Origin of the sequence: Streptomyces sp. NPDC059851 (assembly GCF_042732005.1) — a bacterium.
GTDB lineage: Bacteria > Actinomycetota > Actinomycetes > Streptomycetales > Streptomycetaceae > Streptomyces.
In genome coordinates this window covers 1-26974 of the sequence record NZ_JBHWJJ010000057.1, presented here as the reverse complement: position 1 = coordinate 26974, position 26974 = coordinate 1, and the positions used below count along the sequence as shown (strand labels likewise).

Sequence of the window (26974 nt, the reverse complement as noted above, 5' to 3'; positions counted from 1 at the left end):
CACCCGCCACGCACGCGACCCGCACCCACCTCACTCCGAAGGGACCACCCGCCATGACCGCCAAGCCGCCCTACCTCACCGGCCACTACACCCCCGTCGCCGAAGAGATCACCGCCACCGGCCTCACCGTCGAGGGCACCCTGCCGCCCGAGCTGACGGGCCGCCTGATCCGCAACAGCCACAACCCCAAGCCCGGGGTCACGCCCACCCACTGGTTCAAGGGCAGCGGCATGGTCCACGGCATCCGCCTCCGCGACGGCCGCGCCGAGTGGTACCGCAACCGCTGGGTCCACACCCCCGCCCTGGACGGCGCCCCGTACATGACCGAGCACGGCCCCGACCTGACCGCCAGCACGGCCGGAACCCACGTCATCGAACACGGCGGCCGTCTCCTGGCCCTCTGCGAGTCCGCCCTGCCCTTCGAGCTGACCCCGGACCTGGAGACCGTCGGCGCCTTCGACTGGAACGGCAAGCTCACCTCCGCGATGACCGCGCACCCCAAGGAGGACCCGGTCACCGGCGAACTCCACTTCTTCGCCTCCTCCCCGCTCCCGCCGTTCCTCATCCACCACGTCTCATCACCCGACGGCACGGTGCTGCACAGCCAGGAGGTCCCGGGCGCGACCGCCGCCCTCAAGCACGACTTCGCCCTCACCGAACACCACGTCGTCTTCCTGGAGGGATCGGTCACCTTCGACCCGTCCGACCACTCCGGGATCCCGTACGCCTGGAGCGACGCCCAGCCCACCCGGATCGGCGTGATGCCCCGCGCCGAGGGCGGGGCCCGGCAGGTCCGCTGGTTCGACATGGCCCCCGGCTACGCCATGCACCTCGCCAACGCCTACGAGGACGCCCTCGGCCGCATCGTCATCGAGGGCCCGGCCGTCGGACGCGAGGGCTGGCAGCGCTCCTGGAACTGGTGGGTCGGCGCCCCCGACCGCGGTGCCGAACCCAACTCCGGCTCCCGCGCCACCCGCTGGACGGTCGACCTGACCACCGGCCGGGTCACGCAGGAGCACACCGATGACCTGACGGTCGAGTTCCCCACCATCAACGAAGCGTTCACCGGGCGCGAGCACCGCTACCAGTACGCGCTGTCCTTCCCCGACGACCTCGGCATCGGCACCCACTCCCTGGTCAAGTACGACCGCACGACCGGCGCCCGCCAGGTCAAGCCGTTCGGCACCGGCAGGCTCCCCAGCGAGGCCGTCTTCGTCCCCGCCGGCCCGGGCTCCGAGGAGGACGCCGGCTACCTCCTCAGCGTCGTCAGCGACCTCAACTCCGACAGTTCCCGCCTCCTGGTCCTCGACGCCTCGGACCTTGACCTGCCGCCCGTCGCCACGGTCCACCTCCCGCGCCGCGTCCCGGCCATGATCCACGGCTCCTGGATCCCCGACGCCGCCCCGTGACGGGCCGTCCCCTCCCCGTCCCTTCCCCGGCCCCCTGCGGCGCCGGAACGCCAGCCGCGTTCCGGTGCCGCGGCGGTGGCACATGCGGGCGATCGGGCCGGCATTGAGCGGGGCACGGGACGTCGCCGGCCTGGCGTGGCGTGATGACACGCGGTGCGCGGCAGCCGGGGCGGACCACCCGCCGGACCACCCGCCGGACCATCCGCCGGACCGGCCGGGGCCCTGCCGACGCGCTCGGGCGGCATGGTGGTGCGCGCCGGTACGACCGTGGAGCCGACCACGACGACCATCGGATCCGCCCTCGGCGGCTGCCGGTGCGAGCAGAGCGGTCAGAACCCCCTCCCACGTGCCCTCAGCAGAGCCCGCAGCCACAACCGGTCGTGGGGGAGGACCCCAACCGTGACCGCAGTGCCTGCCGCCACTGCTCAGGGGCGCGTGTCCAGCAGCAGCGCCATCACTCCCACCAGCGTCGCACTACTGACGATCTCCCGGCGTCTGATCATGCCAGGCACGTCGGCGAGGGGAATCCATTCCACCCGGTCCGACTCGTTGCGCTCCGTCGGCTCACCAATGCGCCGCGCCCCGTCCGCTCGGAACACGAAGTGCTGGGTGTCGGTGATCCCGGCCGCCGGCTGCGCGTAGACCAACTCCCGCATCGCCGCCGGACGCCACCCGGTCTCCTCCTCCAGCTCCCGTGCCCCGGCGGCCTCCGGGCTCTCCCCGTCCTCCACCAGGCCCATCGGCAGCTCCCAGGCCCACGTGTCAGTGACGAAGCGGTGACGCCACATCATCAGGACACGCTGCTGATCGTCCACGGCCGCCGCCACGGCAAGGTCCCGCAGCCGTACCACGTGGTACTCGGCACGAGCTCCGTCCGGCTGTTCCACGTCCAACGACCGCAGCCGCACCCAGGGGGTGTCGTACAGGGTGCGTTCGCCGTGAACGTTCCAGCGCATGTGTTCGTCCTGCTTTCGGGTGTGCACGGGAGGCGGGGCGAAGCCGGCCGACGCAGCGAACCGCCTTCACAGCGCCGATCGAGAGCGCGACTTGCGGCGCTCCTACTGAAATGCCGGTATCGGCAAAAGTACTCGAGAACACCACCCGGCACACCTAAAATGGCAGGCCAACAAGCCTGCTCCCCGCACGCGCGGGGATGACCCCATCGCGGTGCCGGACTTATTCGGCAGGCTACCCTGCTCCCCGCACGCGCGGGGATGACCCCATCGCGGTGCCGGACTTATTCGGCAGGCTACCCTGCTCCCCGCACGCGCGGGGATGACCCCTCGACCGGCGGGGAGCCGCCGGAACTGATGCGCTGCTCCCCGCACGCGCGGGGATGACCCCGACGGTCGGCCTGGTGGCATCGTCGGTATGGACTGCTCCCCGCACCCGCGGGGATGACCCTACGGATATTCGGTACGCGAAGCAGGGCGCCTACTGCTTCCCGCACCCGCGGGGATGTCCCGAGCGGGGAGAGGTGGTGCACCGCTTGCCCACGGCGGAAGCCGGCGTCCCCTCCCATGGGCCGCCCGGCCGTGGCGGGTGCGGTCGCCGAAGCGGTGCCGGGCGGTCGCCGTGCAGGAGCCGGCGGAGGGCTGCCGGTTCCTGCGGCGTGGTCGCCTTAGGACGACGCGGGTGGTGCCGGTGTGAGCGTCGGTGCGGAAGGTGCCGTGGGGGTGGAGGAGCTGGTGGTGCCCTCGCCGTCCAGGCAGATCAGCGACATGACAACCGGCGCCTGGATGCCCTGTGCCGGCTCACCGGGGAAGCCGGCCATGACCGTCCAGTTGTTCTTCACGAGGGTGAGCGTCCCGCTGCCCATGTCGGGACCGGGCTGCCAGCCGTACTCCGTACGGGCCCGTGCAAAGGCCGCCTTCAGGGCGGCGTCCACCGTTTCCGGTGCATGCCGCCCGGAGAGCCGTTCCGTGCACCTCCCCCCGAGGTTCGAGGGTTCCCGCTCGACCGTGACGCCCTCCTTCGCCAGCGCCGACTTCATCTCCGACACCACCGTGTCCGCGGGCAGGGGCGGACCCGAGAAGCGCGGTGGCAGGGGGCCGAGGTCCTGCAGCGGAGGGGCACAGGCCGTCGCCGTCGCCGTCATCAGTGCCGCCATCACCGGGTACGCCAGGGCTGTGCGCCTCTGTCGCCGTCGCACGATGGTGTCCGTCCTCTCTCGTCCACATCTGTTCCTGCAGCAGCCGGCCAGTCTCCCATCCCGCTCATCCCGACGTTCCTCCGGCTACCGGTACCCGGCTCGGGCGGCTCCCGGCTGTCGGCCGGACCAGCCCCCACCAGGCCTCCGACCTCCTCGGGCGGTGTGCGACGATCGCCCGACACACCGACACACCGACACACACATCACCTTGGGGGGTTCATGCCCACGCCATCGGCGGCCACGGCGTCCACACGACGAAGACGCACGGTCCTCGCCGTCATGCCGTCCCTGCTCGCCTTTCTCGCCGCACTGCTCCTGCCGGTGAGCGCCGCTCGGGCCGTGCCCACCGCAGAGGACTGCACCGGTGTCACCGAGGGCCGGCACGCGGGTACGTTCACCACCGCCGGCCAGACGCACTGCCTGGAGCTGCCGAGCCCGCAGGGCGCCCGGATCGCCGCCCTCACCTCGCTCGGCGGGGCGGGCGTCACCGCGCAGGTCGAGCTCGTCGACCGGAACGGCGCCGCACAGTGCACCGCCGGCGACCTCAGTCGGGGCGAGTGCGCCCTGACCGGAACGGCACCGTTCCGTGCGCTGGTGCGCGCCCTTGACGCCGAGGCGACCGGCCCGTACGGCGTCCACTTCGTCCGTACGGACGTACCCCAGAACGGCTGCCCGGTCCTGCCCGCCGGGAGCTTCGCCGACGACGCGGCGTCCGTCCGGCTGGAGACCGGCAACGGCGTCTTCTCGCACTGCCTGACCGTCCCGGCCGACGCCCACTCCACCGCCGAACTCCTGCGAATCCGCTACGGCTTCCCCGACGACGGCCCGGACCTGTTCCCGCAGTACTCGCTCCGCGTGATCGACACCGACGGCAACGGGCCCTCCTGCTACGACCACCCGGCCCCGGGCCAGCAGCTCCGGACGGACGGGCTGACCAGCTGCTCCTTCACCGCAGGCAAGGCGTACACCATCCTCCTGCAGGGCCAGGACGCCCCGCGCACCCACACCCTGGACCGCCGGGACGTCACCGCCACGGCCCGGGGCTGCACCGTCTCCGCCGCGACGGCGGTCGGCGCCCCGGCCACGACCGGAACGTCCGGGCAGAACGGCACCCTGCGCTGCCACCGGATCACCACGGCCGCCGCCACCGACCGGCTGCGCGTCGACGTCCGGGACCCCCACGACGCCACGCACACGCTGGTCATGGGCGACACCGGCGGCGTCGCCTGCTACCAGAAGACCTGGGAGTGCACGGCCACCGGCTCCACCGGCTACCAGGTCGTCACCCAGGTACCGGAGAACTGGTCCCTGCCCGCCTCCTACCGCCTGGACGCCTGGCGCATCGCCACGGCCGCCGGGCCCGCGCCCGAGTGCACCCGGGCCGGCTCGGTCGCGTACGGGTACGGCCCGCTGACCGGCACGCTCACCGAGGAGCGCACCGGCGTGTGCGCCGTCCTGCCGAGCACCTCGGGCGACCTGTTCAAGGTGGACGTCACCACCACGGACGGCGGGACGCACATCCCCGCGCCCGAGCTCTACAGCGACGCCGGGCGCAACCTGTGCACCGGCCACTCGTCCCCGTACAACTGCCAGGCCGCCGGCCAGAGCCTGTTCGTCCTCGCGCTCCCGGACGCCGCGGACCGTACGGCGTACCGCGCCCAGCTCGCCTGCACCACCGCCCCCTGCGGCTCCGAGGAGCTGACCGTCGGCACGGTCACGCCGACCACCGTGCAGAGCGGTACGGTCGCCACCCTCACCGTGCAGGGAACGGCACTGGGCATGGGCACCACCGTCCAGCTGACCGGTGGACCGACGCCGCTGACGGCCACCACCGTCTCCGTGTCCGACGACGCCCGGACGCTGAAGGCGACCGTGGACCTGCGCACGGCCCCCGCCGGCAACTGGAACATCAGCGTCAATGCGCTCGGCCACCAGTTCCCCCGCGGCACGCTGACGGTGACGCCGCCCCCGGTCTCCGGCTTGGGCACGTACAAGCCGGTCACGCCCACGCGGTTGATGGACAGTCGTGTCGGGTTGGGTGTGCCGAAGGCGAAGGTGGGTCAGGGCGGGACGGTGACCTTGCAGGTCACGGGTTCGGCGGGCATTCCGGCGGTGGGGGTGACGGCGGTGGTCCTGAACGTCACTGCCACCGATCCGACCTCGGCGAGTCACGTGTCGGTTTACCCGAACGGTACGACCCGTACGAGTGCGTCGAACCTCAACTTCACGGCGGGGCAGACGGTTCCGAACCTGGTGGTCGTCCCGGTCGTGAACGGGAAGGTCAGTTTCTACAACAACGCGGGGTCGGTCGACCTCATCGCTGATGTGGCCGGTTACTACACGACGGACGGTTCGGGTTCCACGTACAAGCCGGTTACGCCCACGCGGTTGATGGACAGTCGTGTCGGGTTGGGTGTGCCGAAGGCGAAGGTGGGTCAGGGCGGGACGGTGACCTTGCAGGTCACGGGTTCGGCCGGTATTCCGGCGGTGGGGGTGACGGCGGTGGTCCTGAACGTCACGGCCACCGATCCGACCTCGGCGAGTCACGTGTCGGTTTACCCGAACGGTACGACTCGTACGAGTGCGTCGAACCTCAACTTCACGGCGGGGCAGACGGTTCCGAACCTGGTGGTCGTCCCGGTCGTGAACGGGAAGGTCAGTTTCTACAACAACGCGGGGTCGGTCGACCTCATCGCTGATGTGGCCGGCTACTACACGACGGACGGTTCGGGTTCCACGTACAAGCCGGTCACGCCCACGCGGTTGATGGACAGTCGCATCGGGTTGGGTGTGCCGAAGGCGAAGGTGGGTCAGGGCGGGACGGTGACCTTGCAGGTCACGGGCTCGCCCGGTATTCCGGCGGTGGGGGTGACGGCCGTCGTCCTGAACGTCACTGCCACCGATCCCACCACGGCGAGTCACGTGTCGGTTTACCCCGACGGTACGACTCGTACGAGTGCGTCGAACCTCAACTTCACGGCGGGTCAGACGGTTCCGAACCTGGTGGTCGTCCCGGTCGTGAACGGGAAGGTCAGTTTCTACAACAACGCCGGATCGGTCGACCTCATCGCCGACGTGGCCGGCTACTTCACGACGTAGCGTCGGACGGACCGCCCTGCGCCGGCCGGCCCTCCGGCCGGCGCAGGGCGGTCGCCGGGCGCCGAGCCCTGAACGCGAGGGCCGTGAGCTCCGCCCGCGTCCACGCCCACCCCGGGGCGACGCGGCAGGACCGGTTCGGGCCTGTGACATGCTGCTCACGATGAAAACGATCATGCACACCCTCTCGCCGCGCCGCCGCGGCACCGCCCTCGCCCTCGCCGCCACGGCGTGCGCGGCGACACTGCTGACCGGCTGCGACGGCGACTCCGGCGGCAAGGCGGCCCCGGCACCCCCCACGGGATCAGCCCCGGCAGCCGCTTCGGCGCCTCCGGCACCCGCTGCCCCGACGACCGCCGCACCCTCCGTGCCGGCGGACAAGGCGTTCGACCCGGAGCAGGCCCTCGCCGCGGCGGGGAAGACGCCCTACGCGGCGGGCATCAAGGCCACCACCCGGATGGACGGCGGACCCGTGATGATGGCCATGACCGGCCGGGCCAACCTCAACGGCCCCTTCACGGGACGCCTGGAGATGAAGTCCCCCGAGCTGGGCGTCGCGATGGAGGCCGTCACGACGGACGACGCCAACTACCTCCGCGAACTCGGCGCGGCCGGCGCGGCCGGCGCGGCCGGCGCGGCCGGCGCGGCCGGCACGGCCGGCGCGGGCTGGACCAAGGGAACCCGGGCCGCGGGCGCCAACCTGGCCAGCTACGAGGGGTACGCCAAGCTGCTGCTCGCCGCAGGCCCCTCCGCACGCAAGGGCATGGAGGTCCAGGCCGGCGTCCCGACCCACCACCTCACCGGACACCTCGGCCTGGAGCAGATCGCCTCCGTCGACCAGCGCACGTACACCTCCATGAAGGCCAAGGGCGTCACGGGCTTCGACTGCGACCAGTGGATCGACAGCCAGGGCCGTACCGTCCGCTTCGAGCAGCGCTTCGAGATGCGCGGGGTGAAGGCCGTCAACGAGACCGCCTTCAGCGACTTCGGGCCCGCCGAGAAGTTCCCCGCCCCGACCGAGGACTGACGGGTCAGGCCGACGCGGCGACGGCCGAGCCCGCCGCCGCCGGAGCCGCCCGCCCCACGGTCCGGCGGCGGCGCGTCGGGAGGCCGAGGGTCGGGTGGGCGACGCCCCAGGCGGCGCCCTTGCAGATGAGCTCCTTGTACACGGCGGCGAGCCGGCCGGTCAGGGCCGCGTTGACGGCGCGGTCGTCGGCGGTGACGTACTGGATCAGGCCCTCCTTGCGGCCCAACGAAATGCACTGGTTGAAGTACCGGATCGGCATGGTCGGGACCTTCCCGCCGGTCAGCCGCGCCGCGATGGCGTCGGCGGCCAGCCATGCGGCCGGGGTCCCCGAGGCGCACGACATGCGCAGCGGCTTGTCGCCGGGGCCCATCGCCATGGCGGCGTCACCGATGGCGTACACGTCGGGGTGCGAGACCGAGCGCATGGTCCCGTCGACCACGATCCGGCCCGAGCCGGTGACCTCCAGCGCAGTGGCCTGCGCGATCGGGTGGACCGCGAAACCGGTGGCCCACACGGTGACCGCAGCCGGGATGTCCCGGCCGTCGGCGGTGGTGACGCGGTCGGCCTCGACGGCGGTGACGGCGGCGTGCTCGTGCAGGCTGATGCCGAGCCTGCCGAAGACCTTGTGCAGGTGGGCGCGGCCCTTGGGCGAGAGCCAGTCGCCGAGGCCGCCGCGGGCGGCGAGGGCGACGTCGAGGTCCGGTCGGGCCTCGGCGATCTCGGTCGCCGCCTCCAGGCCGGTGAGGCCGCCGCCGACGACCACGGCCCGTCCGGCGTCCAGGCGGGCCAGTCGCTCGCGCAGCCGCAGCGCTCCGGGCCGTCCGGCGATCTCGTGGGCGTGCTCGGCGGCACCGGGGACGCCGTTGTCGTTCCCACCGCTGCCGAGGGCGTACACGAGGGTGTCGTACTCCAGCTCCACGGCGCGGCCGTCGGTCCCGGCGACGGCGACGGTCTTGCGGTCGACGTCGACGCCGGTGACCCTCCCGAGCTCCAGCCCGACACCGGTGCCGGCGAACATCTCGCTGAAGGGCCGGGGCCGCAGGTCCTGGCCGGCCGCGAGCTGGTGCATGCGCACGCGCTCGACGAAGTCCGGCTCGGCGTTGACGAGGGTGATGGCGACGTCGTCCCGGTGCAGCCGCTTGGCGAGCCGGCCGGCGGCGACGGCCCCGGCGTAACCGGCACCGAGGACGACGATGCGGTGCTGCGTGCCCTGCGTGCCCTGCGTGCCCTGCGTGCCCTGCGTGCCCTGCGTGCCCTGCGTGCCCTGCGTGCCCTGCGTGTCGTGCTGCATTTCCCTGCTCCTGTCTGCGCGGGTCGCCGCCGTCCTGCGCGGCTTCGCACCTTGAACCGGGCAGCCCGCCGTTTCCTGACAGGCTCGGGGTGTGAAGCACGTCACATGGGCGGGGTGGGGCGGTGGAGCGGGTCAGAAGGCGTGGAAGAGGGGCTCCCCGTGCTCCGCGGCCGCCCACGCCTCCGTCGCACGGATGAGCTTGTCGGGGTTGACCTGGCTGCGGAACACGGCGATGCCGTCGGCCGTGACCTCCGGGCACATGACGCCGACGACCCGGCCGTCGACGACCGCCACGACGGCGGGGCCGCCGTTGGCGGTGGCCATGTGGATCTCGGCCGAGCCGCCGACGATGGCGCGCTTGGCCGCCGTCGGCTTGAACAGGCCCCGCATGAACTTCGCGACCGCGAGGGCGCCCTCGAACGCCTTGGCACGGGCCGGAACCTTCCCGCCGCCGTCGCCGATCGCGATGGCGTCGGAGGTGAGCAGCTGTACGAGCGGCTCGGTCTTCCCACTGGTGGCGGCTGCGAGGAACTCCTCGACGATCCGTCGGGCGGCGGCGCGATCGATCTCGGTACGGGCCTTGCCCTCCGCGACGTGCCTCTTGGCCCGGTGGAAGATCTGCTGGCTGGAGGCCTCGGTGATGTCGAGGATCTCGGCGATCTCCCGGTGCGGGTAGTCGAACGCCTCCCGCAGCACGTACACCGCCCGCTCGTTGGGAGACAGCCGCTCCATGAGCGTGAGCACCGCGTACGAGACCGACTCGCGCTGCTCGGCGGTGTCGGCAGGGCCGAGCATCGGGTCCCCGTCGAGCAGCGGCTCGGGAAGCCACTGGCCGACGTACGTCTCGCGTCGGACGCGGGCCGAGGTGAGCTGGTTGAGGCACAGGTTGGTGAGCACCTTCGTCAGCCAGGCCTCGGGCACTTCGATGCGTTCGACGTCGGCGCCCTGCCACCGCAGGAACGTTTCCTGCACGGCGTCCTCGGCCTCGCTCGCGGAGCCGAGCAGCCGGTAGGCGATGGCCTCCAGGCGTCCCCGCGTCCCCTCGAACCGATCCACGTCCTCCATCGTCAGCGGCATGCCGCGATCCTAACCGCCGCGCGCGGAACGCCACTGCCGGGCGTGGTCGACCGCCCTGCCACGCCGGAGCGGGCCCGCCGCACCGGACGCGGGACGCGACGCACAGGGAGCGGATTCCAGGCGGGGTCTGGAATTCCCTCGCGGTCCGCGCGGGCGACGAGATCGTGGGCCACGTCATGTGGGCCTTCGACGACGAGGACGTCACCCACTGGATCGGCGACATGATCGTGAACGCTGCCGAGCAGGGCAAGGGCGTCGGCCACGCCACCGTGCGCGCCCTGATCCAGCGCCTCACCGCCCCTCCGGACTGCCGGGAGATCCGCCTCTCCTACCACCCCGACAACGCCCCCGCGGCCCGCCTCTACGCCTCCCTCGGCTTCCGGCCCACCGGCGACCACGAGGACGAGCACGGCCAGCAGCTCGTCTACATTCCCGGCCTGGCGGTCAACCGCGCTTCCGCCGGCTACCGCGGCACAGGGAAGACCGACGCCAAGGACGCCACCGTCATCGCCGACCAGGCCCGGATGCGCCGGGACCTGACGACGCTGCGACCGGACGATGAGCACGCCATCGAGCTGCGAGTCCTCACCGGCCGCCGTGGCGACATCAACGCCGATCGCACCCGGCGGATCAACCGCCTGCGCGGCCAGCTGACCAGTATCTTTCCCGCCCTGGAGCGGATGCTTGACCTGGGCAACGTCGGCCCTCTGGTCTTGCTGACCGGCTACCAGACCCCCGCCGCCCTGCGACGGACCGGCCGCAGACGGCTGGAGACCTGGCTGCGCAACCGCAAGGTCCGCGGCGCCGACGCCCTCGCCGAAGCCGCCCTGGAGGCCGCCGAACGGCAGCACACCGCCCTGCCCGGGGAGAAGGTCATCGCCCAGGTCGTTCACACCCTGGCGAAGGAGGTGATGGGCCTCAACGAGCAGCTCACCGAGATCGACAAGCTCATTGCGGCCCGGTTTCGCGAGCACGGACTCGCCGAAGTGATCTCCAGCATGCCCGGCATCGGACCGCTGATGGGTGCGGAGTTCTTGGCTGCCACGGCTGGCGACATGGGTCGCTACGGCAGCGCCGACCGCCTCGCCAGCTTGGCGGGCGTGGCCCCGGTTCCCCGGGACTCGGGCAACGTCAGCGGCAAAGCACCGGCCCAGGCGCTACCACCACGGACTGCAACGTGTGTTCTACACCTCCGCTCTGATCAGCATCCGCAGCTGCGACGAGTCCAGGCGCTTCTATGAACGCAAGCGCGCCGAGGGCAAGAGACACGTCCAGGCAGTCCTCGCCCTGGCCCGCCGACGGGTCAACGTCCTGTGGGCCCTGATACGTGACGGACGGTGCCACCAAGGCGAACTCCCCGTCACAACAACGGCTTGACAACGTCATGAGGAGGTGGGGCCGCCGCGGGCGATGACGTCCGCGTACCAGTGGGCGCTGTCCTTGAACGTCCGGCGCTGGGTCGGGAAGTCGACGTGGACGATGCCGAAGCGCTTGCTGTAGCCGTAGGCCCATTCGAAGTTGTCCAGCAGGGACCACAGGAAGTAGCCGCGTACGTCGGCGCCGGCCTCGACGGCGCGGTGCACGGCCGCCAGATGGGCGTGGAGATAGGCGACCCGCTCGGGGTCCTTCACCTGCCCCGCGGGGTCTGCGTAGTCCTCGTACGCCGCGCCGTTCTCCGTGACCACCAGCGGCACGCCCGGGAGTTCGTCCCGCAGCCGGAGCAGCAGCCCGTGCAGTCCGTCGGGGTCGACCGGCCAGTCCATGGCCGTGTGCGGGCCGGGGACGGGAACGAAGCGGACGTGCCGTTCCGCACCGGCCCACGGCGACGGCGACGGGGAGGTACCGGCCGCGACCGTGACGGGCGCGTAGTAGTTGATGCCCAGCGCGTCGATCGGCTCGGCCGCCGTCCCGAGGTCCCCGTCCTCGACGAAGGACCAGTCGGTGACGGGCGCCGTGTCCCCGATGAGGTCCTCCGGCAGGCGCCCGTGGAAGACGGGGTCGAGGAAGATCCGGTTGCCGACGGCGTCGATCCGGCGGGCCGCGTCCAAGTCCTGCGGGGCGTCGGTGCGGGCGCGCACCGCGTGGAGGTTGAGCGTGAGCGACACCTCGGCCGCTGCGGGCACGGCGGCGCGCAGCGCCCGGACGGCGAGGCCGTGCGCCAGGTTGAGGTGGTGGGCGGCGCGCAGCGAGTCGACGGCGCTGGTGCGGCCGGGGGCGTGCACCCCGCTGCCGTAGCCGAGGAAGGCCGAGCACCAGGGCTCGTTGAGGGTGGTCCAGGTCGCCACCCGGTCGCCGAGCCCTTCCGCCGCGAGGCCGGCGTACTCGGCGAAGCGGTACGCGGTGTCCCGGCGCGGCCAGCCCCCGGCGTCCTCCAGTTCCTGGGGGAGGTCCCAGTGGTAGAGGGTGGCCACGGGCCGGATGTCTGCCCGGCGCAGCTCGTCGGTGAGGCGCCGGTAGAAGTCCAGGCCCTTCTGGACGGCGGGTCCCCGGCCGGTCGGCTGGACGCGGGGCCAGGCGATGGAGAACCGGTAGTCCGTCACACCGAGCCGTCGCATGAGTGCGATGTCCTCGCTCACGCGGTGGTAGTGGTCGGCGGCGATGTCGCCGGTGTCGCCGTTGCACACCTTGCCCGGGGTGCGGCTGAAGGTGTCCCAGATGGACGGGGTGCGGCCGTCCTCGCCCGCGGCCCCCTCGATCTGGTAGGCGGCGGTGGCGGTACCCCAGCGGAAACGTTCGGGGAACCGGAGCGTCGCCCCGGCGCGGGGGCGTTCGTCGAGCGAGGTCATGAGGATGGTCTCCCGGAGGTGAGAAGGCTTCGTGAGCGAGGGGTGAGGGGGCTCTTGTGGGGCTCAGCCCTTGACCGCGCCCTGCATGATGCCGCCGACGATCTGCCGGCCGAGCAGGCCGAAGACCAGCAGCACGGGCAGCGTGCCGAGCAGGGTGCCGGCCATGATGACGGACTGGTCGTTGACGTAGCCGCCGCCGAGCTGGCGCAGGGCGACCTGCACGGTCGGCTCGGAGGAGGAGAGGGCGACGACGGGCCAGAAGAAGTCATTCCAGGCGGCCATGAAGGTCAGCAGGCCGAGGACGGCCATGCCGGGCCGGGCGACGGGCACGACGACCGACCAGAAGATCCGGGCGGTGGAGGCGCCGTCGACGCGGGCCGCTTCGATCAGTTCGTCCGGCAGGGACTGGGTGAGGTACTGCCGCATGAAGAACACGCCGAAGGCGGAGACCAGTCCGGGCAGGATGACGGCCTGGAGCTGGTTGACCCACTGGAGCTCGGCGATCAGCATGAACAGCGGGATGACGCCCAGCTGCGGCGGGATCATCATGGTGCCGACCGTGACCGCGAGCAGTGCGCCGCGGCCGCGGAAGCGCAGTTTGGCGAAGGCGAAGCCGGCGAGGGTGGAGCACAGGACGGTGCCGAGGGTGACCGACCCCGACACGATGAGGGAGTTGACCAGCGCCCGGCCGATGTCGGCCTCCCGCACCACCGCCTCGACGTTGTGCACCAGGTTCGGTCCGGGCAGGAGCGTCGGCGGCACCTCGGCCAGGTCGGCGTTGGAGCGGCTGGCCGCGACGACCGTCCAGTAGAACGGGAACGCCGAGACGAGCACGGCGAGGAGCAGGACCGCGTGGGCGAGCTTCCCGCCCCGCATCGTGCGCCCGGCGCGGGAGCGTCGGCGCCCGACCCGGGCGTGCCGCTCGGCGGGCGGGTGCCCGACCGGCCGATCGGTGAGGACGGTCATCGTCCGGCCTCCTTACGGGCGCGGCGGGACCCGATCACGGCGTTGACGCCGACGACCAGCAGGATCAGCAGGAACATCACCCAGGCGACGGCGGCCGCCCGGCCCAGGTGGAAGAAGCCCCAGCCCTGTTCGTACAGGTAGAGGCCCAGCGTCTGGTACTGGTGGGAGATGCCGCCGGAGACGGACCCCTCGAACAGCAGCGGTTCGCCGAAGAGCTGGGTCGCGCCGATGGTGGAGACGACGACGGTGAAGAGGATGGTCGGCCGCAGCCCGGGCAGGGTGACGTGGAAGAACTGCCGCCAGCGCGAGGCCCCGTCCATCTCGGCGGCCTCGTGGAGCTCGTGCGGGATGGACTGCATGCCGGCCAGGTAGATCAGCGCGTTGTACCCGGTCCAGCGCCAGACGACGATGCTGGAGACGGCGATCTGGGAGGCGACCGTGCCGGTCTGCCAGTCGACCGGTTCGATGCCGACGAGCCCGAGCACCTGGTTCACCAGGCCGAAGTCGCGGCCGTAGAGCTGGGCGAAGACCAGCGTGGCGGCGGCGACCGAGGTCGCGTACGGGAGCAGCATCACCGTCCGGAAGAACGTCCGTCCGCGCAGCTCGTGGTTCAGCAGGTGCGCGAGGCCGAGCGCCATCAGCAACTGGGGGACCGTGGACAGCACACCGATGGTGAAGGTGTTGCGCAGCGAGGTCCAGAAGAACTCGTCACCGAGGAGCGCGGTGTAGTTGCCGAGCCCGCGCCACTGCATGTCACCGGGTGTCTGCAACTCCACCCGGTGCAGCGACACGTACGCCGTGTAGAGCAGGGGGAAGAGCCCGAAGGCGGCGAACAGGCTGAAGAACGGGGCGACGTAGGCGTACGCGGAGACCTTGTGCCACGCGCGCCGGAGGGTGGACGGTCGGGGCGGCGACGGCCGGGTCGGCGGCGGTGTCGGCCGTAGGGGTGCTGCCGGGGTCACGATGCGGCCCTTCGGGAAGAGGCGGTGCCCGGGTGGGGCGGGGCGGGGGGCCTCCGAGCCGGGCCGGTCCCGGGCGGGGGCCGGTCCGGGAGACCCCCGGCGGTCCGGTCACGGGCGGGACGGGACGGGGCGGGGCGGGGTGTGCCCCGACCGGCCCGGAGGCGGGCGTCAGCCGATGGTGTTGGCCACGCCCTTCCTGGCGTTCGCCCACGCCTGGTCGGGAGCCGTGCCCTTGCGCTCGACCTCGCCCAGGGCATTGGTGATCTGCCGGGCGATGTTCTGGTCGTGGACGCCGAGGACCTGGACGGGTGACGCCTTCGCGGCATCGCCGAAGATCCGGCCGATCGGGGCGTTCGAGAAGTAGGGGTCGACGGTGTCGGAGATCTGCGCGATGGCACGGGTCGCGGACGGGAAGTTGCCCTGCTTCCGGAAGACCTTGGCCTGCTGCTCGGGCGCCGTGAGCCAGGCGATCAGCGCGTACGCCTCCTTCTTGTGCTTGGCGGCCCGCGGCACCGCCAGGTACGAGCCGCCCCAGTTGCCGGCGCCGGCCGGCAGCTTCGCCACGTCCCACTTGCCCTTGCCCGCGTCACCGGCCTGGCCCTTGATGTAGCCGAGCATCCAGGCGGGGCAGGGGAGCGTGGCGAAGGAACCGGCGGCGAAGGCCTGGTTCCACTGCGGCGACCACTGGTCCAGATTGGCGCTCAGCCCGCTCTGCGCCGCCGTGACGGACGCCTCCCAGGCCGTCTTCAGGGCGGGGTTGGTCTCCCAGATCAGCTTGCCGGAGGCGTCGTGGTAGCGCTCCTTCTGCTGGCCGATCATGACGGAGTAGAGGCTGCCGACGCTGTCGAGCCACGCGCTCTTGTCGGGGGCGCCGACCTTGTACTGCCGGCCGAGTTCCAGGTAGCCCTCCCAGGTCGACCACTTCTGCGCGAGCTCCTCGCGGTCGGTGGGCAGGCCCGCCCGGGCGAGGAGGTCGGTGCGGTAGCACATCGCCTCGGGGCCCACGTCGGTGCCGAGGCCGAGGACCTCGCCGTTCCTTCCGGTGGCCGCCGCCCAGGTGGCCCCGGCGAACTCGCCTTCGAGCGCGCCCGCCCCGTACGTGCGCAGGTCCTCGAACCTGTCGCCCTGCTGCTGTGCCACGGAGGCGATCCGGCCCACCTCGACGGCCTGGACGTCGGCGAGACCGCCGCCGCCGGCCAGCCGGGTCTGGAGCGACTTCCAGTAGTCGGCCTCGTCCTCGGTGTCGGTCTGCTTGACGGTCACGCCCGGGTGCAGCTGTTCGTACTCGGCGTAGAGGCCGGCCTCCTCGTAGCCGAAGGAGCCGAACAGGTCCACGGTGATCGTGACCTTGCCGTCCGCGCTGTCGGGGGCGCCCTCCGACGGACCACCGCAGGCGGCGAGCAGGGCCCCGGCAAGAGCGACCGCCCCCAGGCGGACGGCGGCTCTCCTGGCGGCTCTGGCTGTGGGCATGGGAAGCCTCCCTTGGCTCCGGGACCGAACGGGAACGCATCGCTGAGAGCGCTCTCACCGAGCGAGGGGAGCGTGCCCGCGGCGCGTGCGATCCGTCAAGAGTCGAACGCGCATTGGCGCGGAACCGGCCTCAACTTCCGTCCGTGCACGGTCTCTTGACATCCACGTTTCGGGAGTCTTACGTTTCCGGCCATCTGAGAGCGCTCTCGGGTACGAGTCCCGGACATGACCCACCGCAATGACACGAGGTGTTCCCATGCCCGTCCCCCACTCGCGCCGAGCCGCCCCCCTCGTCCTGGCCGCCGTCCTGGCCGCCGTCGGACTCGGACCGGCCGCGAGCCCCGCGGCTGCCGCCACCGTCCCCGTGGGCGCCGGAAGCTACTCCGACACCCGCCCCGCCGGAACCTCCGGCCCCACCACCCACACCGGTACGCCCGTCACCCCCAAAGTCACCCCCGCAGCCGCAGGCAGACCGGTCCCCACCAACGACTGGTGGTCCTCACTCGCCTTCCAGCGCTACGGCGACAACCCGTACTCCACCCCCATGTACGGCCACCCCCTCACCTACCAGGCGGCCGCCGGCGGCCTGGACATCGGCTATCCCACCGGCCCTGCCGTCGTCGGGGACGGCCGCCAGTACGAGTTCGCCCACGCGCGGGACCTCACCATCGGCCTCGCCGGGCTGAACTCGCCCGACACCAAGGCGGACTCCTGGTCCGACTGGACCGTCACCCCCTACTGGTCCGACGGCACCCGCACCCTGCGCACCACCATCGGCCACGGCAGCCCGTTCGTGTACGCCCAGGGCTCCGGCGGCGACGCCCGGATCACCACCGCGGTCACCCCCACCGTCTTCGCCGACCAGGGCAACGTCCTCGGCATCACCGTCGCCGGCCACCACTACGCCCTGTTCGCACCGACCGGCACCGACTGGAACGTCGCCGCACCACGATCAGCGCCGCCCTCGGCGGCAAGGACTACTTCTCCGTCGCCGTCCTGCCCTCCGCCGACGCACTCGCGACGTACCGGAAGTACGCCTTCAGCTTCGTCACCGGATCCCGGGTGGACTGGAGCACCGCCGGCGGCACGGTCCGCGCCACGTACACCCTCACCACGGAGGCCAGGGAAGGCACCGAACGCGGCACCCTCCAGGCCCTCTACCGGCACCAGTGGCTCCACACCGCCGATCCCCTCACCCCCCACACGTACGCCTCACCGCGCGGCACCATGAAGGTCCGCGAGGGCACCGCCTTCACCACCACCCAGAGGACCGCCCCGGTCCTTCCCGCCCTGCCCCGCACGCCCGACGTCGACGCCGCCGGGCTGCGCGGCCACCTGAACGAGGCCGCGTACGCCGCCGACCCGTTCTCCGGCGCCGTCGACACCTACTGGACCGGCAAGGCACTCGGTCGGCTCGCCCAGCTCGTGCCGCTCGCCGACCAGATCGGCGAGACCGCCGTCCGCGACCGGCTCCTCGGCCTCCTCAAGGGCCGCCTCCAGGACTGGTTCACCGCGGGCGGCGCCAACGGGTTCTCCTACGACCGCACCTGGAAGAGCCTCACCGGCTACCCGGCCTCCTACGGCAGCGACACCGAGCTCAACGACCACCACTTCCACTACGGCTACTACGTGTACGCGGCCGCGATCGTCGCCCAGTACGACCCCGGCTGGGCCGCCGACTCCGCCTGGGGCGGCATGGTCAAGACCCTGATCCGGGACACCGCCAACCCCTCCCGCACCGACGGCGCCTTCCCGTTCCTGCGCGGCTTCGACGTCTACGCCGGCCACAGCTGGGCCTCCGGACACCAGGGCTTCGCCGCCGGCAACAATCAGGAGTCGTCCTCCGAGTCGACCAACCTCAGCGCCGCCCTCGTGCTCTGGGGCTCGGCCACCGGCGACACCGGCCTGCGCGACCTCGGCTCCTACCTGCTCGCCACCGAGGGCGAGGCGATCGCCCAGTACTGGTTCGACGCCGACGGGCAGGCCTTCCCCGCCTCCTTCGGGCACGACACCGCCGGCATGGTCTGGGGCAGCGGCGCCGCCCACGCCACCTGGTGGACGGCCAACCCCGAGGAGATCCACGGCATCAACGTGCTCCCCGTCACCGGTGGGTCGCTCCACCTGGGCGGGCACAAGGAGGCGATCCGGCGCAACATCGCCGAGATGGAGCGCGAGAACGGCGGTCCTGCGACCGAATGGCGCGACGTCCTCTGGGAGTTCCAGGCACTGGCCGACCCGGGCGCCGCGAAGGCGAAGTGGGACGCGGGCAACGCCGCGTACACCCCGGAGGCGGGCGAGTCCAAGGCGCACACCTACCACTGGATCACGTCCCTCAACGCCCTCGGCGCCCCCGACCCGTCGGTGACCGGCGACATCCCCACCTCCGCGGTCTTCAGCAGGAACGGCACCCGCACTTACGCGGCCCACAACCACGGTCCGACCACCCGCACCGTCACCTTCTCCGACGGCAGGACCCTGACCGTGCCTCCCCGTTCCACCGCCACCGGCACCGGCACCGCCCCGAACCCCGACCCGAACCCCGACCCCTCCGGCGGCGACACCTACCGCCTGCGCTCCGGCGGCGTGCTCACCACGGCCACCGGGGGCACGGCCGGTAGCGACACCGTGCCCTCGGCCGACGGCACCAACCACGACGGCACCCCGTACGAGCCTCTGGTGTACGAGGCGAAAGGCGTGAACGGCACCCTCAGGGCGGGCGGCACCACCGCGTTCCGCCTGCCGGTGGACGCCGGCACGGCGGTCGGCCTGGGCCAGCAGGTGCGGGTCCGCTACGACCTCACCGGCGACGGCACCTTCGAACGGACGGAGACCTACCACTACTTCGCCACCGATCCCGTCCCGGGCTGGGAGGAGTACCACCACACCCGGGGCCTGAAGACCGCCACCGGCGCGCTCGGTGACCTGCGCGGCGGAACGGTGCGGCTGGAGGTCTGGAGCGCGATCGGCAACGCGGACTCCCGCCTGCAGACGGGCACGGACACCTCGGTACTGGTCATCCCCTACGACTGATGCCCCGGGGAAAGCGGCGGCGGGCGCGGGCCACGGCCCTCACGCCCGCCGTCGCCGTCGTCGTGCGGTCAGGCCGAGGCCCGCCGCACCAGACTCGTCGGCGTGATCACGGACGTCGCCGCAGGCCCCGACCCCACAGATGCCGGCCCCGCCGACCCCAATCTCGCAGACCCCGGTTCCGTGCCGACCGCCCCGTCCAGCACGCGCAGCAGCAACCTCACCATGAGCCGGCCCATGCCCTCGACGTCCTGGCGCACCGTGGTGAGCGCCGGTTCGGCATCCCGGACCACCGAATCCATGTCGTCGAAGCCGACCACCGCGACGTCCTGGGGCACCCGGAGCCCGCGTTCCCGTAGCGTGCGGAGCGCTCCCGCGGCCATCAGGTCGTTGGCGGCGAAGACGGCGTCGAGGTCCGGCCGCAGGTCCAGCAGCTCGGCCATCGCCCGGGCCCCGCTCTCCAAGGTGAAGTCGCCCTGGACCAGCAGCTCCGGGTCGGCGTCGACCAGCACGTCGTGGTAGCCGGCGATCCGGTCCACCGCGGACGTTTGGTTGCGGGGGCCGGCGATGTGCCCGATGCGGCGGCGCCCCAGGGACACCAGGTGCCGCACGGCCTCCCGGGCACCGCCCCGGTTGTCGCAGTCGACGAACGGCACCACCGGACCCGCCCCCAGCGCCGGACGGCCCCCGAACACCACGGGAACCCTGCTCCGGGCGATCAGCGCGGGCAGCCGGTCGTCGCTGTGCAGGGAGAAGGCCAGTGCCCCGTCCACGTGCCCCCCGTCCAGATAGCGCGCGATCCGCTCGTGGTCGCCGAGGCCCTCCACCCAGAGCAGCACCAGCTGGATGTCGTGCGCGGTCAGCTCCCGGCTGATCCCGCGCACCTGCTTCTCGAAGAACGGATCGGAGAAGATCCGGAACTCCGGCTCCGCGATGATCACGGCCACGGCACCATGACGCCGCGTGACCAGTGAACGCGCCGCGTGGTTCGGTACGTAACCCAGCTCCCGGACCGCCTCGCGCACCTTCTCCACCACCGGCTGGCGCACGCCGGCGCCGCCGTTGACGACCCGTGAGACCGTCGCCCGGGACACGCCGGCCCGCGCGGCGACGGCTTCCAGCGTGGGGCGCGACGACCCCGCGGTCTGCTCGGGCAAGGCAGTCATTCCCGTCTCCGTCCAAGGCCAAGGCGGCGCCGCCGGTCCGACGTCGACCAGGATAAACGCTGCCCCCACCTGCTGAGAGCGCTCCCAGGCCCGGTCGCCGGGCGGGCGCGGTCCACCGTGGATCCCCCGGGCAGGCGCGCACGGCCCGTCCGCGCCGGGCGGTGTCAGGGCGTCGGCCCTGGTCCGGCAGGTGTGGAGTGGGAGGTCGGGCCCGCGGGTCCGCCGGTGTCCTGCGGCGGGGTGCCGCGGGGGAGGCCGGCGCGGTTGAAGAGGTACGAGGCCAGTAGGACGCCCGCGACCACGAGCAGACCGCCCCACAGTTCGTGGAAGGTAGGGGTCCGGCCTTCCCACCAGAGGTTGAAGGCGGCGCCGAAGACCGCCTCCATGGCGATGACCGGCCCCATCACCGTGGCCGGAAGCCGCTCGGAGGCGAGGTTCCAGAACCAGGTCGCGCACCACGAGCCGAGGACGGCCAGCGTCACGCACCACCCCAGGAACGGCCACGGCGCGCCGGTGTCCGAGAGCGGCGACGGGCCGCCGCCCGTCAGCGCGAGCGGCAGCAGGAACAGCGACCCGAGGCAGGCGCCCAGGCCGATGCACGCGGTCCAGGTGGTGCCGTCGACGGCCGGCCGGGCGCGCTGGAGGGCCCTGCGGTTGACGATGACGAAGTAGGACCACGCGGCGGAGGCCAGGAACCCCAGCACGGCACCGAGCACGAGGTCGCGACCGCTCGCGGAACCGTCGGCGGGCTCGGCGGTGTTGACCAGCAGGAGCCCGATGGAGATGACCGCGACGGGGAGGGCGAGCTTCCGTCGGGCGAGCACCTTCTCCAGCAGGTTCGAGACCAGGGTGACCATGAGGGGGATCAGCCCCGTCATGGTCGATGCGAGGACGCCGCCGCCGAGTTCGGCGGACATCGCCAGCAGCAGGTAGAAACCGATGTGGCCCACCACGCCCAGGTGCACCGCCGTCAGCAGCCGGCGGGCGCCGAGGGTGCGCAGACCGCCGCGGCGTACGAGGAGCACGGCGAGGGACATGAGCCCGAAGACGGCGTACCGCCCGATGACGAGGTAGTACACGTTGACGGGGGCGACGGCGGCCGGCCCGAGGAACGTGAACCCCCACAGGGCCGTCGCCGTCAGTGCCGCCGGCAGGCCGACCACATGGGCGCGGGACGCGCTGACCGCCATGGGTGCACCTCGTTCTCACTTGCTCGTACGGGCAGGTCAGCCGTTGGCCCGTCCGGCGGGTCGCCGCTCGCCCGGCGGAGCCGCTCTCGGCGGCCAGAGGGAGAACACGGGCGGACCGTCGGCCCTCCGGGGACTTCAGCGCAGACAGTCCTCGATCACCATGGACACGAACCCCAGCGTGTCGGCGCGCCGTCGGAACGGAGACCTGACCCGGGCGGGGCCGGGGTCGCCGCGGTGGACCCGCAACGCCTCGGAGACGATGGGCTCCCAGTGGGCGCCGAACGCCTGGAGGGCGTACGAGCCGGCGCCCGCCTTGGAGGTGATCGCGCCGGTGGCCACCGTGTAGTGCAGGCGGCTCACGCCCAGCACCGCCCAGGCGGGAGCCCAGCCGCCCAGCGCCGCGACGCCCATGGGGGAGAACGCCCCGCCGTGCGCGGCGTGCCAGCGGCGCCAGTAGCCGTCGAGGTTGGCCCGCGCCCAGTCGGTCAGGGCCGTACGGTCGACGCCCACGGGGAAGGTGCCGGGGGCGGGACCGCGCACGGCCACGGCGTTTCGGGCCAGCACGGCCCAGGTCACCGGATTGACCTCGAAGTCCCCGGCGGTGTGGAAGGATCCCTCGTACGCGTAGGGCACCGGCGGACAGGCGTCCGGTGGCCCGGCCAGGTCGTCCCGGGTGACGTGGATGCCGTCGAAGTGGGGCCGCTCGTGCCGTGCGCGGGTCTGCCGGTGCGCCTCCTCCAGGGCAGCGACGTCGTCCTGTCCGGGACGCCACGCGCAGACGGCCACGAAGTCGACGTCGCTGCGCCCGGGCCGGAAGTCGCCGAGTGCGACGGACCCCGTCAGGTAGAGGCCTTGGACGAGATCCGGTCGCAGCCCGTCGACGGTGTCCAGGAAGGTGCGCACAACGGCCTCGGCCGAGGGGTGCAGGGCGGAAGCGGGCGTGCGCCCCGGCAGGTTGCTCGTCATCTGGCTCCCCCACTCTCACATTTCTACGGGCCGGAGAGGTCGCGCGGTGTGTAGCACTTCCGGGCCACGGTGTGCATCACTGTGCCATACACGTGACGGTGAACGGACACAGCAGGAGCGGGAGTTGGCGCGAGGGACCGCCGGCATGATGAGTACGGGGACCGGCCGGCCCTGAGTACGCCCGCTCAGGCGGGCCGGCACCGCAGCGGCTTGGCTGTACCCGTGCACGAGACGCCCCCCGCCCCGATCACCCACCGCGCCGCCGAAGCCGCCACCGACGGCGGGGTGTCGATGTGGACCACGGCTGCCACTCTGGCCCTGATCCCGGTGGCCTTCTTCTTCGGGGCTCTGGCCCCGATGGCCGGGGGGGGGTCCACCCACGGACCGTGGCCGTCGTCACGACCTGCTGGTGGGCGTCCTGGACGGTTACCCCTCTGCTCGTGGTGGCCTCCCGGCTGTCCCCCCGACACCCCGCCCGGGCCAGGGCCGCCCACTGGGCGGGGCGGATCGCGCCGCTCCCGCCGACCGTCACGATCCTGCTGACCCTCGGCCTGTAGCCTGCGGCGCCCGACCCCACCCTGCGGCGCCCGACCCCACCCTGCGGCGGTGGCCGCGACGGGCGGCCGGGCCGCGTGGACGTGCGGTGGTGACTACGGTTCCGCTCGGGGGGCGGGGGTGAGCGGGGCGCCGTTCAGCTCGGTCGTCTGGGGAACGGCCCACCACAGCCCGCCGTCCCGGGTGAGGTAGGGCACGACTCCGTCCACTTTCCCGCCGTGGTCGAGCGCGTCGGCCACGGCGGTCAGGTACACGGCCAGTGAGGGCCATCCGGCGTCGAAGCAGCCGACGTCGTCGTGTGCCGCATTCCCCAGGCGGCCTCGGCCGGGTCCCTCGCGCATGTCGATGATCTGGGAGTCGCCGTGGCTCTGTGCCCAGGGGATCCACTGCGGGTGCCACCAAGGTTCCTGGTCTCCGTCGGGTGCGGCGTAGTCGGGCTCCTCTTCTGCGAACTCGACGCACGCCCGCCAGTGTTCGAGGATCCCCGCGACGGACATGGGCGGCTCGTCGGGGAGCAACTTGGCCCACTCGGTGATCCCGTCGTGGCAGGCCAGCGACTCCAGGAGGTCCGTGGGGAAGCGGACCCCCATCGCTTCCTGCGCGGACTCGACCTCGGCGGGGTCGGCCGGCGGCGCGAGCAGCGCGTACGAAGCGGGGGCGTGCCGCTGCATCCACGCGTCGATCCTGGCCCAGGAGCGGGCCACCGGCTGTGGTGCCGGGAAGGTGAGGACCTTGCGCAGGAGGTGGAGGCTCCACAGCCAGTGGGGGTACATGGCGGTCTCCGCCCACAGGTCCCGCAACTCGGACGGCTCGGCTTCGACCCGGTCCAGGACGCGGACGGCCGTGCCCCGCAGGTCGGCGGGAAGCACGGGTACGGGCAGGTCCGGCCCGTACGAGCCGGTGACGGGCCGTCCGCCGGGGCACTGGGCGGCGACGAGGGCCGCCGCGGCCACCGCTTCGACCGCCAGGTGCTGGTCCAGGGGGTCGTCGGCGTCGAGGACGCGGGCGAGCGCGTCCCGCACGAGGCGGGGCCGGTCGCCCTCGGGGGCCTCGTCGAGGGAGTCGCAGAAGTCAGCGGCGGTGTCGTTGTCGAAGGGGCCGACGTCCCAGGTGCCCATGGGTCTCCTTGAGGTGGGGTCCTCCGGGATGGTGCCAGGCGCCACTGACAGCGCGGCCCGGTAGGCCGGCGGCAGGCCGCAGGGCCCCGCCTCAGACGTGGTGCCCTGCCGTGGTGACGAAGGCGTCGATCAGCTCGCGCGTGGCGTCCCGCCGGGGCAGTAGGCCGTCACGGTCGGCGGGCCGGTCCAGCTTGCCCACCTCCCTGAACGCCGCGTCCGCCGCCGCCACTACCTCGGCTTCCTCAGTGACCAGGCGGAGCCTGAACAGTGCGTTCTGGGCGGCCGAACGCAGCTCGAAGGAACGCGCCCGCAAGGCCGGCTCGTCCTCCGCGTCGCGTCCCTCGTGGACGCAGAACCAGTGGTGCAGCATCGCTTGCCGGAATTCCACGAGCAGCCCGGCGTAGGAGCCGTACACGTCCAGCCGCTCCTGTCGCAGCCGTTCCGCCCGGGCACCGTCCTCCGTCCGGCGCGCGGAGCGCTGCTGGAACCCGTGGGTCATGGCCGATCCCAGCAACGTGCCGAGGACCGCGATCAGGCTGGTGAGTATGGCGTTCATGTGCCCATGCAACCAGGCGCGGAGCGCGAGGAGTTGCGCCGGAGACCCGACAGGATGCGGTGGGGGGTGGGGATGCGGATGCGGACCGGGTGACACGCACGCGCGGCCCGCAGACTCCCCTCCGGCGTCCGTGGACGTCGGCGGACGCCGCTGCCCACGGGAACGCGTACCCCGGGGCCGGGCCGAGGGGCGGGACGGTCGGGCTCTACTACAGCCCCCACCAGGACGGGGAAACGCTCAAGGAGCGCACGCTGCCGGCCCGGGGGATCGCCGATCCGTCGACGTCACGGCTGCCGTCCCCGTACGGGTCGGGGTCGGGGTCGGCGAAGACGAAAATACGGGCGCCGGACTCGGACACGCGGTAGCGGTGGACGGTCCCCGTGACGTCATCGGGGTCCACCGTGCAGCCCAGGGACAGGACCACCCGCCGCAACTCCTCGAACCGGGTACGGGGCGCGAACGTCCCGTACGCGCGTTCCAGGGCCGGCGGTACTCGGGTGTCGTGGACCAACCGGTGGACCTGCACACTGATCCCGGAGCAGGTCAGGCGCCCCTCGACATCCGAGAAGGAGAGCTCCACCAGCCCGTAGTCCCGGCGCAGCAGCCCGTCGCCGGGATCGTCGAGGTAGTCAGGCCCCACCGCGTCCTCCCATGCGGCGGGGTCGGATCCGATTCCGGCCCCGAGGACGCTGCAACGCGTTGCGACGTGAGCGTAGAAGTCCAGGTCGGACACCGTTCTCTCCTCAAGCGTGATCATTTCGTACGCCCCTGGCCGGGAGGCAGGGGGCTGGGAGGTCGAGGGGGCGCCGCACGGTGTCTCATTCGCACCGCACCTCTCTGACCGGACTGGAGAATCGCAGATCGCAAGAGGCGGTGATCGAACGTGCTGCCGGTGGCGCTCGCATCCGCCCCGGCGCACGGCGGTCAACCGATCCCCCCAGCAAGGTGAGAGGTACCACGGTGACGACACTCCGCGTCAAGCGCCGCGCAGCCCGCGCACTGTCCATGACGGTGGCGGCCTGCGCAGTCGCGGCGGCAACCAGCCTGCCGGCATCCGCAGCCGAGCAGCCGACACGGCAGGAGCTCATGGCGGACTGCGGTTCGGGCGAAGGCAAGTGCACGTTCAACGCGCCCAAGCTCGGGAAGGCGTATCTGGGGGAGTTCCGCCAGGTGTCGAACTCGCTCTACAACTGCACCACTTCGGACGCCACCCAGACGATGACCTGGGACGACACGGTGGGCTCCACCGACTCGCTGGGCGTCTCCGTCACCGCCGGCGGCAAGATCGCGGGCATCGTCGACCTCAGCATAACGGCGAGTTACAGCCACACTTGGTCGAGCAGCCACTCGGAGAGCAGCTCGCTCAACATGACGGTGAAGCCCGGCGAGGTGGGTTGGATCTCGCGCGCCCAGGTGATGCAGAAGGTCTCCGGTACCTGGCAGACGCACTACGACAGCCCCAAGTGGGGTCACTACTACTGGTTCTTCCAGGACACCATCACCGGCCCGGCCAAGAACGGCACTGACGGCAAGAGCAATGCGGTGGTGGTGAAGACCCGCAAGATGACCGCCGCGGAGAAGCGTTCCTGCTCCGACGGGGCCCGCAAGGGCCGTACGGTCGTCCAGGCGCGCTGAGCAACGGCTCGCGTCTGACGTTTGCGGGGCGTGGCATGCGGCATGAGGCATGTGACCTGTGAGCCGGGCCGCAGGACCTGCCCGAACGACCGTTCACGAAGTCGTCAGGGAACGAGGCGCCACCACTGGTCCCGTACGCCTCTCCGCAGGACGTCTGCGCTGCGGGCCGACCCGTACCGAGGCCCTGCACCAGCAGGCACTTGGCACGGCCGACGCTGCGCAGCATGAAGTGACCGGCTCGGTCGCCCGTACCCCTCAGCAGCTCCCAGCGCTGCCCGTCCTGCTGGGCGGCGCAGGGGAGCTGGTGGACGGGGGCGAAGTTCTCCGGGCCCGTCGCGACCAGGCACCGGCTGCCGTGCCCGCTGCTCACCGTGCGGGTGACGCCGCCGTCCACCCGTGCCAGCGTCCAGGTCCGGTCGGCGGTGCCGGTGCCGGGGGTGGGGACCGGGACGAGGCCGGGTCCCGGAACGGGGGCCCCGTGTCAAAGACCCCGGTTTGGGTTGAGAAGAGGACCCGGGTGGAACG

General features: G+C 72.2%; 19 protein-coding genes and 2 pseudogenes. 7 read left to right on the top strand and 14 right to left on the bottom strand.

What is annotated here, in order from left to right:
* The first annotated feature begins 53 nt into the window (after nt 1–53).
* On the top strand, nt 54–1409 hold the full coding sequence (locus ACFV7Q_RS20545; protein WP_385430280.1) for a carotenoid oxygenase family protein: 1356 nt from the start codon (nt 54–56) through the stop codon (nt 1407–1409).
* Between the two features lie 425 nt (nt 1410–1834).
* Here the strand turns inward: ACFV7Q_RS20545 and ACFV7Q_RS20540 are convergent, their stop codons facing one another.
* Both ACFV7Q_RS20540 and ACFV7Q_RS20535 read right to left on the bottom strand, forming a co-directional pair.
* On the bottom strand, nt 1835–2365 hold the full coding sequence (locus ACFV7Q_RS20540) for an NUDIX hydrolase (RefSeq protein WP_385430278.1): 531 nt from the start codon (nt 2363–2365) through the stop codon (nt 1835–1837).
* 665 nt (nt 2366–3030) lie between these two features.
* Complete coding sequence (locus ACFV7Q_RS20535; RefSeq protein ID WP_385430277.1) at nt 3031–3561, bottom strand: hypothetical protein; 531 nt, start codon at nt 3559–3561, stop codon at nt 3031–3033.
* Between the two features lie 219 nt (nt 3562–3780).
* Here ACFV7Q_RS20535 and ACFV7Q_RS20530 point away from each other — a divergent pair, with 219 nt between their 5' ends.
* Both ACFV7Q_RS20530 and ACFV7Q_RS20525 read left to right on the top strand, forming a co-directional pair.
* Nucleotides 3781–6660 carry a hypothetical protein gene (locus tag ACFV7Q_RS20530; RefSeq protein ID WP_385430275.1) on the top strand — a complete coding sequence of 960 codons (2880 nt, stop codon included), beginning with the start codon at nt 3781–3783 and terminating at the stop codon, nt 6658–6660.
* A 160-nt stretch (nt 6661–6820) separates the two neighbouring features.
* Nucleotides 6821–7684, top strand: a complete 864-nt coding sequence (locus tag ACFV7Q_RS20525; protein WP_385430274.1) for a hypothetical protein — start codon at nt 6821–6823, stop codon at nt 7682–7684.
* 4 nt (nt 7685–7688) lie between these two features.
* On the opposite strand, the gene ACFV7Q_RS20520 is transcribed toward ACFV7Q_RS20525, so the two are convergent.
* Together ACFV7Q_RS20520 and sigJ are read right to left on the bottom strand one after the other, a co-directional pair.
* Entirely contained in the window at nt 7689–8975 is a 1287-nt protein-coding gene (locus tag ACFV7Q_RS20520; RefSeq protein WP_385430272.1) for an NAD(P)/FAD-dependent oxidoreductase, read from the bottom strand.
* A gap of 132 nt (nt 8976–9107) precedes the next feature.
* Nucleotides 9108–10052: an RNA polymerase sigma factor SigJ gene (gene sigJ / locus ACFV7Q_RS20515; protein ID WP_385430270.1), complete on the bottom strand. Its 945-nt coding sequence runs from the start codon at nt 10050–10052 to the stop codon at nt 9108–9110.
* 161 nt (nt 10053–10213) lie between these two features.
* Between sigJ and ACFV7Q_RS20510 the strand changes: the two are divergent.
* A pseudogene (locus tag ACFV7Q_RS20510) lies at nt 10214–11429 on the top strand (IS110 family transposase).
* 5 nt (nt 11430–11434) lie between these two features.
* Here ACFV7Q_RS20510 and ACFV7Q_RS20505 read toward each other — a convergent pair.
* The 4 genes from ACFV7Q_RS20505 to ACFV7Q_RS20490 form a co-directional block, all read right to left on the bottom strand.
* Nucleotides 11435–12838, bottom strand: a complete 1404-nt coding sequence (locus tag ACFV7Q_RS20505; protein WP_385430268.1) for a GH1 family beta-glucosidase — start codon at nt 12836–12838, stop codon at nt 11435–11437.
* Nucleotides 12839–12901: 63 nt separating this feature from the next.
* The gene (locus ACFV7Q_RS20500) at nt 12902–13804 is read right to left on the bottom strand and encodes a carbohydrate ABC transporter permease (RefSeq protein WP_385430267.1); all 903 of its coding nucleotides are present in this window, start codon (nt 13802–13804) and stop codon (nt 12902–12904) included.
* Nucleotides 13801–14766 (bottom strand): carbohydrate ABC transporter permease, encoded by a 966-nt coding sequence (locus ACFV7Q_RS20495; protein ID WP_385430266.1) that lies wholly within the window; start codon nt 14764–14766, stop codon nt 13801–13803. Before ACFV7Q_RS20495 ends, ACFV7Q_RS20500 begins: the two co-directional genes overlap by 4 nt.
* A gap of 168 nt (nt 14767–14934) precedes the next feature.
* Nucleotides 14935–16236: an extracellular solute-binding protein gene (locus tag ACFV7Q_RS20490; protein ID WP_385430265.1), complete on the bottom strand. Its 1302-nt coding sequence runs from the start codon at nt 16234–16236 to the stop codon at nt 14935–14937.
* Nucleotides 16237–16492: 256 nt separating this feature from the next.
* On the opposite strand from ACFV7Q_RS20490, the pseudogene ACFV7Q_RS20485 reads away from it, so the two are divergent.
* Nucleotides 16493–19266, top strand: a pseudogene (locus ACFV7Q_RS20485) (glycosyl hydrolase).
* Nucleotides 19267–19334: 68 nt separating this feature from the next.
* Here the strand turns inward: ACFV7Q_RS20485 and ACFV7Q_RS20480 are convergent.
* From ACFV7Q_RS20480 to ACFV7Q_RS20470, 3 genes are all read right to left on the bottom strand, one after another.
* Nucleotides 19335–20420 carry a LacI family DNA-binding transcriptional regulator gene (locus tag ACFV7Q_RS20480; RefSeq protein ID WP_385430305.1) on the bottom strand — a complete coding sequence of 362 codons (1086 nt, stop codon included), beginning with the start codon at nt 20418–20420 and terminating at the stop codon, nt 19335–19337.
* Nucleotides 20421–20593: 173 nt separating this feature from the next.
* Complete coding sequence (locus tag ACFV7Q_RS20475; RefSeq protein WP_385430263.1) at nt 20594–21619, bottom strand: DMT family transporter; 1026 nt, start codon at nt 21617–21619, stop codon at nt 20594–20596.
* A gap of 135 nt (nt 21620–21754) precedes the next feature.
* Nucleotides 21755–22585, bottom strand: a complete 831-nt coding sequence (locus ACFV7Q_RS20470; protein WP_385430261.1) for an aminoglycoside adenylyltransferase domain-containing protein — start codon at nt 22583–22585, stop codon at nt 21755–21757.
* A 386-nt stretch (nt 22586–22971) separates the two neighbouring features.
* Here ACFV7Q_RS20470 and ACFV7Q_RS20465 point away from each other — a divergent pair, with 386 nt between their 5' ends.
* Nucleotides 22972–23142: a hypothetical protein gene (locus ACFV7Q_RS20465; protein WP_385430259.1), complete on the top strand. Its 171-nt coding sequence runs from the start codon at nt 22972–22974 to the stop codon at nt 23140–23142.
* 93 nt (nt 23143–23235) lie between these two features.
* Here the strand turns inward: ACFV7Q_RS20465 and ACFV7Q_RS20460 are convergent, their stop codons facing one another.
* The 3 genes from ACFV7Q_RS20460 to ACFV7Q_RS20450 form a co-directional block, all read right to left on the bottom strand.
* A complete protein-coding gene (locus ACFV7Q_RS20460) occupies nt 23236–24258 on the bottom strand; it encodes a DUF4259 domain-containing protein (protein WP_385430257.1) in 1023 nt (340 codons plus the stop codon).
* A gap of 91 nt (nt 24259–24349) precedes the next feature.
* Nucleotides 24350–24814, bottom strand: coding sequence for a hypothetical protein (locus tag ACFV7Q_RS20455; RefSeq protein ID WP_385430255.1), 465 nt, complete (start codon nt 24812–24814; stop codon nt 24350–24352).
* Nucleotides 24815–25022: 208 nt separating this feature from the next.
* Nucleotides 25023–25547: a hypothetical protein gene (locus ACFV7Q_RS20450; protein ID WP_385430253.1), complete on the bottom strand. Its 525-nt coding sequence runs from the start codon at nt 25545–25547 to the stop codon at nt 25023–25025.
* A gap of 227 nt (nt 25548–25774) precedes the next feature.
* Here ACFV7Q_RS20450 and ACFV7Q_RS20445 point away from each other — a divergent pair, with 227 nt between their 5' ends.
* On the top strand, nt 25775–26449 hold the full coding sequence (locus tag ACFV7Q_RS20445) for a hypothetical protein (protein WP_385430252.1): 675 nt from the start codon (nt 25775–25777) through the stop codon (nt 26447–26449).
* The last annotated feature ends 525 nt before the right edge of the window (nt 26450–26974 follow it).

Bases quoted from the DNA above. Each gene is read 5' to 3' on its own strand.
- ACFV7Q_RS20545 (WP_385430280.1), top strand. From the start codon at position 54: ATGACCGCCAAGCCGCCCTACCTCACCGGCCACTACACCCCCGTCGCC.
- ACFV7Q_RS20540 (WP_385430278.1), bottom strand. From the start codon at position 2,365: ATGCGCTGGAACGTTCACGGCGAACGCACCCTGTACGACACCCCCTGG.
- ACFV7Q_RS20530 (WP_385430275.1), top strand. From the start codon at position 3,781: ATGCCCACGCCATCGGCGGCCACGGCGTCCACACGACGAAGACGCACG.
- ACFV7Q_RS20525 (WP_385430274.1), top strand. From the start codon at position 6,821: ATGAAAACGATCATGCACACCCTCTCGCCGCGCCGCCGCGGCACCGCC.
- ACFV7Q_RS20520 (WP_385430272.1), bottom strand. From the start codon at position 8,975: ATGCAGCACGACACGCAGGGCACGCAGGGCACGCAGGGCACGCAGGGC.
- sigJ (WP_385430270.1), bottom strand. From the start codon at position 10,052: ATGCCGCTGACGATGGAGGACGTGGATCGGTTCGAGGGGACGCGGGGA.
- ACFV7Q_RS20505 (WP_385430268.1), bottom strand. From the start codon at position 12,838: ATGACCTCGCTCGACGAACGCCCCCGCGCCGGGGCGACGCTCCGGTTC.
- ACFV7Q_RS20500 (WP_385430267.1), bottom strand. From the start codon at position 13,804: ATGACCGTCCTCACCGATCGGCCGGTCGGGCACCCGCCCGCCGAGCGG.
- ACFV7Q_RS20490 (WP_385430265.1), bottom strand. From the start codon at position 16,236: ATGCCCACAGCCAGAGCCGCCAGGAGAGCCGCCGTCCGCCTGGGGGCG.
- ACFV7Q_RS20475 (WP_385430263.1), bottom strand. From the start codon at position 21,619: ATGGCGGTCAGCGCGTCCCGCGCCCATGTGGTCGGCCTGCCGGCGGCA.
- ACFV7Q_RS20470 (WP_385430261.1), bottom strand. From the start codon at position 22,585: ATGACGAGCAACCTGCCGGGGCGCACGCCCGCTTCCGCCCTGCACCCC.
- ACFV7Q_RS20460 (WP_385430257.1), bottom strand. From the start codon at position 24,258: ATGGGCACCTGGGACGTCGGCCCCTTCGACAACGACACCGCCGCTGAC.
- ACFV7Q_RS20455 (WP_385430255.1), bottom strand. From the start codon at position 24,814: ATGAACGCCATACTCACCAGCCTGATCGCGGTCCTCGGCACGTTGCTG.